Consider the following 4550-nt stretch of genomic DNA (forward strand, 5'->3'; position numbering starts at 1 on the left):
TGACGCTGCCACACGACCGGTTGGTGCCACGCCCGCGCCGCCCGCCGTTCTAGCGACCGGCGACGTTCCTCAACGACCGGCGACGTTCCTCAACACGCGGCCTTGAGGTCGGCGGCGCGGTCCGTGCGCTCCCAGGTCAGGTCCGGGAGTTCACGGCCGAAGTGGCCGTAGGCGGCCGTCTGCTGGTAGATCGGACGCAGGAGGTCCAGGTCGCGGATGATCGCCGCCGGGCGCAGGTCGAAGACCTCACCGATCGCCTTCTCGATCCGGTCGAGCGGCACCGTCTCCGTGCCGAACGTCTCCACGAAGAGGCTCACCGGGTGGGCCTTGCCGATCGCGTAGGCCACCTGCGCCTCACACCGCTCGGCCAGGCCGGCGGCGACCACGTTCTTCGCCACCCACCGCATCGCGTACGCCGCCGAGCGGTCGACCTTCGACGGATCCTTGCCCGAGAACGCGCCACCACCGTGTCGGGCGTACCCGCCGTAGGTGTCGACGATGATCTTCCGTCCGGTCAGGCCGGCGTCGCCCATCGGGCCACCGATCTCGAACCGACCCGTCGGGTTGACCAACAGCCGGTAACCCTCGGTGTCGAGGTCGAGCGCCTCCAACTCCGGCGTGATCACGTGGTCCCGGATGTCGGGGGCGAGCAGTTCGTCGAGGGAGATGTGGGCGGCGTGCTGCGTGGAGACCACTACGGTGTCGAGCCGGACCGGGCGTAGGCCGTCGTACTCGACGGTGACCTGGGTCTTGCCGTCCGGCCGCAGGTAGGGCACCGTGCCGTCCTTGCGGACGGCGGCCAGACGGCGGGCCAGCCGGTGGGCCAGCGCGATCGGCAGCGGCATCAGCTCCGGCGTCTCCGAGCAGGCGAAGCCGAACATCATGCCCTGGTCACCGGCACCCTGGGCGTCGAGCCCACCGCCTGACGAACCGTCGCGCAGCTCGATCGCCGTGTCGACGCCCTGCGCGATGTCGGGCGACTGGGCACCGATCGAGATGCTGACGCCGCAGGAGGCGCCGTCGAAGCCCTTCTTCGACGAGTCGTACCCGATGCCCAGGACCGTTTCCCGCACGATGCGTGGGATGTCGGCGTAGGCCTGCGTGGTGACCTCGCCGGCGACGTGGACCTGGCCGGTGGTGATCAGGCTTTCGACGGCGACCCGGCTGTGCGGGTCCTGGGCCAGTAACGCGTCGAGGATCCCGTCGCTGATCTGATCGGCGATCTTGTCGGGATGACCTTCGGTGACCGACTCGGAGGTGAAGAGGCGGCGCGACATGTGTGACTCCTAACCCGAGGGGCGTGGGGGCCCGGCGAGTCTTCCCGCCGCTGGTGGAGCTTGCCTGGAGGAAGCATCGAGCGATCAAAGGGGTACGCGCCGTACAACTTTCGACACGCATCGATCCTCGGAAGAACCCGCGATGTCGCTACCTGCGGTCGTTCCGACACGCCCCGCTCATCCATAGCTTGAGAACGTCTCGACGAGTGCTATGGGGAATGGGGGGACCACTGTGGTCAGGTACGAGATCCTCGGGTCGCTGGAAGTGATCCACGAGGGCCGGATCTGTACGCCGACGCCGCCGAAGGTGCGGACCGTGTTGGCGCTGCTGGTGATGCGGGCCAATCGGGTCGTCCTGGTCGACTCGATAATCCGGGAGCTGTGGGGTGACGATCCGGCGCGCAGCGCCGTCACCACAGTGCAGACCTACATCTACCACCTGCGCAAGCTCTTCGCGAAGGAGGGCATAGAGACCCCGGACCGGACCGTGCTGGAAAGCCGTGCCCGCGGCTACCTGCTCAGGGTGGAGCCGGGCCAGCTCGACGCCGAGGTGTTCGAGACGATGCTCGACCAGGGTCGCTCGCACATCGAGTCGGACCGGCCCGAGGAGGGCGCCGAGGTGCTGCGGCGGGCGCTGGCCATGTGGACGGGGCCGGTGGGCGCCAACGTGACGTTCGGGCCGGCGTTGGAGGCACACGCGATCCACCTCCAGGAGCAGTGGATCCGCGCGTTGGAACTACGCATCCAGGCCGACATCACGCTCGGCCGCCACCGCGAGTTGATCGGCGAGCTGCGCTATCTCGTCGGCACGTACCCGCTCAACGAGTGGTTCCACCGCCAGCTCATCGTGGCGCTCAGCCGCTCCGGGCGCCGTGGCGAGGCGTTGCAGGCGTACCACCACCTGCGCCGGGTGCTCAGTGAGGAGTTGGGCCTGGACCCTTCGCCTGACCTCCAGCGGCTCCAGCGGGAGGTGTTGGCCGCCGGCGGGCCACTGCGCCCAGGGCTCGCCAGGGCCTCGTGACAGGCCCTCGACCGACGCTCCAGCGCCGTTCGACCGGCCGTCCCTAGCTTTCACACGGATATCGCGGCCAGGAGGTCTTCCATGACGAGCACATCCGACCGTCGGGTGGTCATCACCGGGATTGGCGTCATCGCCCCCGGTGGACTGGGCACCAAGGCGTTCTGGGAACTGTTGACCGCTGGCCGCACGGCCACCCGTACCCTGTCGTTCTTCGACGCCACCCCCTTCCGGTCGCGGGTGGCCGCGGAGGCCGATTTCGACCCGGTGGCCGAGGGCCTGTCGCCGCAGGAGGTCCGCCGGATGGACCGGGCGGCCCAGATGGCAGTGGTCTGCACCAGGGAGGCGCTGGCCGACAGCGGCTTCGAGGTCGCCGACCCGACCCGGGTCGGCGTGAGCGTCGGCACTGCGGTCGGGGCCACGATGAGCCTCGAAGAGGAATACGTCGTGGTCAGCGACGGCGGTCGGAAATGGCTGACCGACCACCGGTACGCCACCCCGCACCTCTACGACTATCTGGTGCCGAGTTCGTTCGCCCGCGAGGTGGCGTGGTCGGTCGGGGCGGAAGGTCCGGCGACCGTGGTCTCCACCGGCTGCACGTCGGGCCTCGACTCGGTCGGCCACGCCCGGGAGCTGATCCGGGAGGGCTCGGCCGACGTGATGATCGCCGGCGCGACCGACGCCCCGATCTCGCCGATCACTGTGGCCTGCTTCGACGCGATCAAGGCGACCACGGCCCGCAACGACGACCCGACGCACGCCTCGCGGCCGTTCGACAACAGTCGCGACGGGTTCGTTCTCGGCGAGGGTTCGGCGATGTTCGTCCTCGAAGAGCTCGAGCACGCCCGCCGGCGCGGTGCGCAGATCTACGCCGAGCTGGTCGGGTTCGCCTCGCGCTCCAACGCCTTCCACATGACCGGCCTGCGGCCCGACGGGCGGGAGATGGCCGAGGCGATCCGGGTCGCGCTCGCCGACGCCCGGCTGCCCGGCGACGCCGTCGACTACATCAACGCGCACGGCTCGGGTACGAAGCAGAACGACAGGCACGAGACGGCGGCGTTCAAGCGGAGCCTCGGCGACCACGCGTACCGCACCCCGGTCAGTTCGATCAAGTCGATGATCGGCCACTCGCTCGGTGCCATCGGCTCGATCGAGATCGCGGCGTCGGCCCTGGCGATCAAGCACGGGGCGGTGCCGCCGACGGCCAACCTGCACGAACGCGACCCGGAGTGCGACCTCGACTACGTGCCGCTCACCGCCCGCGAACAGCAGACCGACGTGGTGTTGAGCGTGGGCAGCGGGTTCGGCGGCTTCCAGAGCGCGATGCTCCTGGCGCGTGTGGCATGACCACTGTCGTCACCGGGGTAGGGGTGGCCGCGCCCAACGGGTTGGGCCGCGACGCCTTCTGGGCGGCCACCGTCGCCGGGGTGGGTGGCATCGGGCCGATCAGCCGTTTCGACAGCTCGGGATACCCCGCCCAGTTGGCCGGCGAGGTTCCCGGGTACGAGGCGGCCGATCACATCCCGAGCCGGCTGATGGCGCAGACCGACCACATGACCCGGCTGTCGTTGACGGCGGCGCAGTGGGCGCTCGCCGATGCGTCGGTCGACCCGTCGGCGTTGCCCGAGTTCGGCATGGGTGTCGTCACGGCCAGCGCGTCCGGCGGCTTCGAGTTCGGCCATCGTGAGCTGGAGAAGCTCTGGAGCAAGGGGTCCGAGCACGTCAGCGCCTACCAGTCGTTCGCCTGGTTCTACGCTGTCAACACCGGCCAGATCTCGATCCGCCACGGGATGCGTGGGCCGACCGGGGTGCTCGTCACCGAGCAGGCGGGTGGGCTCGACGCGGTTGCGCAGGCCCGACGCCAGGTGCGCAAGGGCGTACAACTCGTGATGACCGGCGGTGTCGACGCGTCGCTCTGCCCGTGGGGCTGGACGGCCCAGCTCGCCAACGGCCTGCTCAGCACGGGGCGCGATCCGGCCACGGCGTACCTGCCGTTCGACACCAACGCGTCGGGTTACGTGCCGGGCGAAGGCGGCGCGATCCTCGTGTTGGAGGACGAACACGCCGCTGCCCGGCGCGGTGCCGCCGTCTACGGGGTGATCGCCGGATACGGCGCGACGTTCGACCCCCGGCCCGGCTCCGGCCGCCCGCCGGGTCTGCGCTCGGACGCGCTGCGGATGCTGCGCGGCATCACCGACGTTCCGATCATCATCGCCACCGCCCGCGACGACGAGCAGTCGGTGGTCAAGCTGCTG

Annotated in this window: 4 protein-coding genes; 3 read left to right on the top strand and 1 reads right to left on the bottom strand. The window is 69.9% G+C overall.

All coding sequences use genetic code 11. The features are described 5' to 3' along the window. Positions 1-89: 89 nt before the first annotated feature. Positions 90-1277 carry a methionine adenosyltransferase gene (gene metK, locus AB0C20_RS35255; protein WP_091394940.1) on the bottom strand — a complete coding sequence of 396 codons (1188 nt, stop codon included), beginning with the start codon at positions 1275-1277 and terminating at the stop codon, positions 90-92. A 211-nt stretch (positions 1278-1488) separates the two neighbouring features. Here metK and AB0C20_RS35260 point away from each other — a divergent pair, with 211 nt between their 5' ends. The 3 genes from AB0C20_RS35260 to AB0C20_RS35270 all read left to right on the top strand — a co-directional run. Next, on the top strand, positions 1489-2298 hold the full coding sequence (locus AB0C20_RS35260; RefSeq protein WP_196920881.1) for an AfsR/SARP family transcriptional regulator: 810 nt from the start codon (positions 1489-1491) through the stop codon (positions 2296-2298). 81 nt (positions 2299-2379) lie between these two features. Then, on the top strand, positions 2380-3642 hold the full coding sequence (locus tag AB0C20_RS35265) for a beta-ketoacyl-[acyl-carrier-protein] synthase family protein (protein WP_091394937.1): 1263 nt from the start codon (positions 2380-2382) through the stop codon (positions 3640-3642). Further along, positions 3639-4550 (top strand): beta-ketoacyl synthase N-terminal-like domain-containing protein (locus AB0C20_RS35270; protein WP_357569634.1); only part of this gene is annotated, 912 nt, incomplete at its 3' end. The genes AB0C20_RS35265 and AB0C20_RS35270, both read left to right, overlap by 4 nt.

Source organism: Micromonospora sp. NPDC048843 (assembly GCF_040649965.1).
Lineage (GTDB): Bacteria > Actinomycetota > Actinomycetes > Mycobacteriales > Micromonosporaceae > Micromonospora > Micromonospora hortensis.

Excerpts from the sequence above, each read along its gene's own strand:
- metK (WP_091394940.1), bottom strand. The coding sequence starts at position 1,277 with ATGTCGCGCCGCCTCTTCACCTCCGAGTCGGTCACCGAAGGTCATCCC.
- AB0C20_RS35265 (WP_091394937.1), top strand. The coding sequence starts at position 2,380 with ATGACGAGCACATCCGACCGTCGGGTGGTCATCACCGGGATTGGCGTC.
- AB0C20_RS35260 (WP_196920881.1), top strand. The coding sequence starts at position 1,489 with ATGGGGAATGGGGGGACCACTGTGGTCAGGTACGAGATCCTCGGGTCG.